General features: G+C 74.9%; 4 protein-coding genes. All 4 read left to right on the top strand.

The features are described from left to right. The coding region (locus D476_RS0103665; protein ID WP_017622625.1) for an ABC transporter permease at positions 1-754 on the top strand (754 nt) is incomplete at its 5' end. Next, complete coding sequence (locus D476_RS0103670; RefSeq protein WP_017622626.1) at positions 751-2,061, top strand: ABC transporter permease; 1,311 nt, start codon at positions 751-753, stop codon at positions 2,059-2,061. The genes D476_RS0103665 and D476_RS0103670, both read left to right, overlap by 4 nt. Positions 2,062-2,167: 106 nt before the next feature. After that, a complete protein-coding gene (locus tag D476_RS0103675; protein WP_017622627.1) occupies positions 2,168-2,581 on the top strand; it encodes a cytidine deaminase in 414 nt (137 codons plus the stop codon). 163 nt (positions 2,582-2,744) lie between these two features. Further along, positions 2,745-4,034, top strand: a complete 1,290-nt coding sequence (locus D476_RS0103680) for a thymidine phosphorylase (RefSeq protein WP_017622628.1) — start codon at positions 2,745-2,747, stop codon at positions 4,032-4,034. Positions 4,035-4,120 lie beyond the last annotated feature (86 nt).

Here is a 4,120-nt window from a genome sequence, read left to right on the forward strand (position 1 = left end):
CACCGCGGTGGCCGTCGGCGGCCTGTGGGCCGGGCTCGCCGGGTTCCTCAAGGTGGCCCGGGGCGTCTCCGAGGTCATCTCCACGATCATGCTCAACGCCATCGCCACCGGCATCACCGCCTACCTGCTCAGCACCGACCGGCTGGCGGTGGAGATCGGCGTCAACAACATCGGCACCAGCCCCATCCCCGCGACGGGGTGGGTGCCCTCGGTGCCCATGGACTTCATGGGCTCGCGGGTCGACATGTTCGGCCTGGTGCTGCTCGCCGCCGCCGTCGGAGCCGGGTACTGGTGGCTGCTGGAGCGCACCCGGTTCGGCTTCGACCTGCGCGCCACCGGGCAGTCGGCCACCGCGGCCCAGGCCAGCGGGGTCGACGTGAAGCGGATGGTGCTGCTGGCGATGGTCATCTCCGGCATGGTCGCCGGGCTGGTCGGCATGCCGCAGCTCCTCGGCGACTCCCACTACTACGCCCTGGACTTCCCCGCCGGCCTCGGGTTCATCGGCATCGCCATCGCGCTGCTGGGCCGCAACCACCCGGTGGGCATCGCGCTGGCCGCCCTGTTCTGGGGCTTCCTCGACCAGGCCTCCCTGGTGCTGGACTTCCGCGGCATCCCCAAGGAGATGGCGGTGGTCACCCAGGCCACGGTGGTGCTCACCGTGGTCGTCGTCTACGAGGTGGTGCACCGGTGGGGGCGCCGCTACGAACAGCAGCAGGTCGGCAAGGAGCTGGGCCGGGCGGAGGTGGCCGCATGAGCCGGGACACGACCGCGGCGCCGGGCGCCGGCCCCGCACCGGCCGGTGCCGGTGCGGCGCGTGCGGCCCGCTGGAGCGCGGCATGGCGCCGGTGGCGCGTGCTCAGCCTGGTGCTCGCGGTGTTCGTCGCGCTGTCGGCGGTCCGCGAGATCAGCGGGCAGGACGCGCTGACCGCGAGCGGCACGATGCAGACCATGCTGGCCTTCGCCGTTCCCATCGGCCTCGCCGGGCTGGGCGGCCTGTGGGCCGAGCGCGCGGGCATCATCAACATCGGCCTCGAAGGGATGATGGTCTTCGGCACCTGGTTCGGCGCCTACGCGGCCTGGACCACCGGCAACCCGTGGGCCGGTCTGGCGGCCGGGATCCTCGGCGGTATGGCCGGAGGGCTGGTGCACGCGGTGGCGACGGTGACCTTCGGCGTCGACCACATCGTCTCCGGCGTGGCCATCAACATCCTGTCCGTGGGCGCGATGCGCTACCTGTCGGTGCTGTACTTCATGGACGCCCCCGGCGGCGGGGCGGGCCAGTCGCCCCAGCTGCCCGACTTCGACCGGGTGGGGCTGCCGTTCGTCGCCGACCTGCTGCGGCCCGTGGAGAAGAGCGGGTGGTTCCTGGCCTCCGACGCCGCCGGGATCGTCACCGGGTTGACCACCGGCATGTCCATGGTCACCCTCATCGCCCTGCTGCTGCTCCCGGCGACGTACGCGATCCTGTGGCGCACCCGGTTCGGACTGCGGCTGCGTTCGTGCGGGGAGAACCCGGACGCCGCCGAGTCGCTGGGCGTCAACGTCTACGGCTACAAGTACGCGGCGCTGGCGGTCTCCGGCGGGCTGGCCGGAATGGGCGGCGTCTTCCTGGCGATGGTGGCCTCCTCGGTGTACCAGCAGGGGCAGACCGGCGGGCGCGGGTACATCGGCCTGGCGGCGATGATCTTCGGCAACTGGCGGCCGGGCGGGCTGGCCATGGGGGCGGGGCTGTTCGGGTTCACCGACGCGCTCCAGATCCGCGGCCAGGGGCCCGCGGTGCACGCCCTGCTCCTGCTCCTGGCGGGCGCGCTGCTCGTGGTCGTCCTGGGGGCGGTCGCGACGGCCGTGTGGCGCCGGCGGCTGCGCCCGCTCCGGACGGCCGGAGTGGCCCTGCTTCTGGGCGCCGGCCTGGGGGCCTGGTACTGGTCCACCGAAACGGTGCCCGGCGAGGTCGTCATCGCCAGCCCGTACATCGCGACCCTGCTCGTCCTGGCGCTGGCCTCGCAACGGCTGCGGCCACCGGCGGGCATCGGGCGGCAGTGGCGCCGGAGGAGCGGCTGAGGGTGCGAGGGCCGGGCCCTCGGCCGGGCGCGGGGACCGGAGTTCCCGATCATGGTGGCCGGACGCGGCCGCTGCGCCGGGCCCGCGGCGGGGAAGGAGTCCGTGCATGGACGAGACAGGACCCGCCGCGGGCGCACCCGACTGGCATACGCTCCGGGCGGAGGCGCAGGCGGCCGCCGCGCACGCCTACGCCCCCTACTCCGGCCTGCACGTGGGCGCCGCGGGCCTGACGGACAACGGGCGCGTCGTGTCCGGCTGCAACGTGGAGAACTCCTCCTTCGGGCTGACCCTGTGCGCGGAGTGCGGGCTGGTGTCCGACCTGTACGCCACCGGGGGAGGCAGGCTCCGGGCGATGGCGTGCGTCGACAGGCACGGGCGCCCTCTCCTGCCGTGCGGGCGCTGTCGGCAGCTCCTCCACGAGCACGGAGGACCGGACCTGCTGGTCGACACCGCCCAGGGCCCGACGGCGCTCGGGGCGCTGCTTCCGCAGGCGTTCGGGCCCGACGACCTGAAGGGGTGACCGGCCCCGTCCCGCCGGGCCGCACGGGAACCGTCCGTCGAACCACCCGTTCGGGCCTTACGGGCCGTCCCGCGCGCTCTCTAGGCTGCGACCCCCGCTCGTCGTTCCCCATCCGCGGCGGCCCGCCGAGGCCGCCCCGCGTACGACCCCCTCGGAGGCATCGATGGACCCCATCGACATCATCACCGCCAAGCGCGACGGCGCCGAACTCACCCGGGAGCAGATCGACCGGGTCATCGCCGGGTACGCCGACGGCTCCGGCATCAGCGACGAGCAGATGGCCGCGCTGTGCATGGCGATCGTCTGGCGCGGCATGACCCGGGCCGAGGTGGCGCACTGGACCGAGGCCATGCTGCGCTCGGGGGAGCGCTTGGACCTGGCCGGGCTGGACCGGCCCACCACCGACAAGCACTCCACCGGCGGCGTGGGCGACAAGATCACGCTGCCGCTGACGCCCGCCGTGGTGGCCTGCGGCGCGGCCGTCCCCCAGCTGTCGGGGCGCGGCCTCGGGCATACCGGAGGCACCCTGGACAAGCTGGAGTCCATCCCCGGCTGGCGGGCCGACCTGTCCCCGGACGCGCTGCGCGCGCAGTTGCGCGAGGTCGGCGGCGCCGTGTGCGCGGCGGGCCCGGGGCTGGCCCCCGCCGACCGGAGGCTGTACGCGCTGCGCGACGTCACCGGAACGGTCGAGTCGATCCCCCTGATCGCGGCCTCGATCATGTCGAAGAAGCTCGCCGAGGGGACCGGGGCGCTGGTCCTCGACGTGAAGGTGGGCTCCGGCGCCTTCATGAAGGACGTGGAGAGCGCGCGCGAGCTGGCCCGCGCCATGGTCGACATCGGCACCGACCACAAGGTGCGCACCCGTGCGCTGCTGACCGCGATGGACGCGCCGCTGGGGCGCGCGGTCGGCAACGCCTTGGAGGTGGAGGAGGCCCTGGAGGTTCTGGCCGGGGGAGGGCCGGAGGACGTGGTGCGCCTGACCGTGGAGCTGGGGCGCGAGATGCTGGAGGCGGCGGGGCTGAGCGGGGCGAAGGACCCGGCCGACGCGCTCGCGGACGGGACGGCGATGGACGCGTGGCGGGCGATGGTCGCCGCGCAGGGAGGCGACCCGGACGCGCCGCTGCCGCAGGCGAAGGAGCGCGGGGAGGTCCTGGCCCCGGCGTCGGGGGTGCTGGCGTCCTTGGACGCGCACGCGGTGGGGATCGCGGCCTGGCGCCTGGGGGCGGGCCGCGCGCGCAAGGAGGACGCGGTATCGCCGGGGGCGGGCGTGGTGCTGCACGCCAAGCCGGGCGAGAAGGTCCGGGCCGGGCGGCCGCTGTTCACCCTGCACACCGACGACCCGTCCCGCTTCCGTGCGGCGGCCGAGGCCCTGACGGGAGCCGCCGAACTGGAACCGGCGGGGGCCCAGCCGCTCCCCTTGGTCATCGACCGCGTGGAGGCACCGGCAACCTGACCGGCCGGTTCACCGCCGTCCGCCCGCCGCGCCCGTCCGGAGGGCGTCGGCGGCGCCGACCAGGCGGGGCGGCCCCCCCGGGGGGG

Source organism: Nocardiopsis chromatogenes YIM 90109, assembly GCF_000341185.1.
GTDB classification, from domain to species: Bacteria; Actinomycetota; Actinomycetes; order Streptosporangiales; family Streptosporangiaceae; genus Nocardiopsis_A; species Nocardiopsis_A chromatogenes.